Below are 1,506 nucleotides of genomic sequence, written 5' to 3'. Positions count from 1 at the left end.
CGTGGTCGACCCCGTCGGTCGTGGAAACAGCCCCTGGGTGATCATCTTCTTGTCGAGGGAAGAAGATCAATACCAGGGGCTGTTGCATGATCAGTGTGCCTGATGCCGGGCTGGTTGTCCCGGCGGGGGACTTTGCTGGGGACCTTGCCTGGTTCCGGCGTGAGTTGCATGGGTGTCTGACGCGTCGTGCGGATGCGTTGTTCGAGCTGGCAGATGCCGTGTTGTGCGCGGACGGGCCGGTGCGGTCGCTGCCGGGGCTGTCGCTGGTGGCGGAGCACCGTCGTGGCCACGGCGCGTTGTACGACGCCCTCGCCGCCGGCCGGGTGGACATCGACCGGTTGCGCCGGGTCCTCGCCGCGCTGCCGTTGCCGCGGGCGGCGGACAGCCGCATCGTCCTGGCGGTGGACGTGACCTGCTGGCTGCGGCCGGAGGCACACACCTCACCGGAACGGATCCTGTGCCACACCTCCGGCCGCGGCAACGGCGAACACGTCGGTGTCCCCGGCTGGCCGTACTCGTTCGTGGTCGCGTTGGAGACCGGCCGCACCTCCTGGACCGCGCCGCTGGACGCCGTGCGGCTCACCCCGGGCGCTGATCTGGCAGCGGTGACGGCCGGGCAGGTGCGTGACGTGGTGACCCGGCTGATCGACGCCGGGCACTGGCGGACCGGCGACGCAGACATCTGGCTCGTCATGGACGCTGGCTACGACGGAGCCCGCCTGGCCTGGCTACTGGCAGATCTGCCGGTGCGCGTGCTGGCCCGGCTGCGCTCCGACCGGGTCCTGCACAGACCCACACCACCGAAACTGCCGGGCGTGCTGGGCCGGCCCCGCCGTCACGGCGGTGAGTTCATCTTCGGTGACCCGGCCAGCTGGGACACCCCGGACGTGACCACCACAACCGAGACCCGCCTCTACGGCACCGCAACAGCCCGCGCCTGGCACCGCCTGCACCCCCGACTGACCCGCCGCGCAGCCTGGACCGACTGCCCGGACCTGCCGATCCTGCACGGCACCCTGATCCGCCTCGACGTGGCCCGACTGCCGTCCGGCGCAACCCCGAAACCGGTCTGGCTGTGGTGGTCCACCGGCATCGACGACGAACCCGCACCCGACACCGAACCCGGCCCGGACACGGCGACGGTGGACCTGCTATGGCAGGCGTTCCTGCGCCGTTTCGACATCGAACACACCTTCCGGCTGTTCAAACAGACCCTCGGCTGGACCGTGCCGAAACTGCGCGACCCGCACGCCGCGGACCGGTGGACCTGGCTCATCATCGCCGCCTACACCCAGCTACGACTGGCCCGCCCACTCGCCCGCGACCTGCGCCGGCCATGGGAACGACCGGCACCGCCCGAACGGCTCACACCCGCCCGCGTCCGCCGCGGATTTCGGCACCTCCGCACGAACAGCGCCTGTCCAGCCCGTGCACCGAAACCCACCCGGCCAGGACCCGGACGACCACCCGGACAACCAAACCGGCAACCCACCCGCCGCCACGACG

The 1,506-nt window shown here is 71.0% G+C and carries 1 protein-coding gene; it reads left to right on the top strand.

Going from position 1 to position 1,506, the window contains the following annotated elements:
- Positions 1–86: 86 nt before the first annotated feature.
- The coding region (locus OP18_RS50550) for an NF041680 family putative transposase (RefSeq protein WP_033367957.1) at positions 87–1,506 on the top strand (1,420 nt) is incomplete at its 3' end.

The sequence above is a fragment of the Dactylosporangium aurantiacum genome (assembly GCF_000716715.1).
GTDB classification, from domain to species: Bacteria; Actinomycetota; Actinomycetes; order Mycobacteriales; family Micromonosporaceae; genus Dactylosporangium; species Dactylosporangium aurantiacum.
This window is presented reverse-complemented; position numbering and strand designations above follow the sequence as displayed.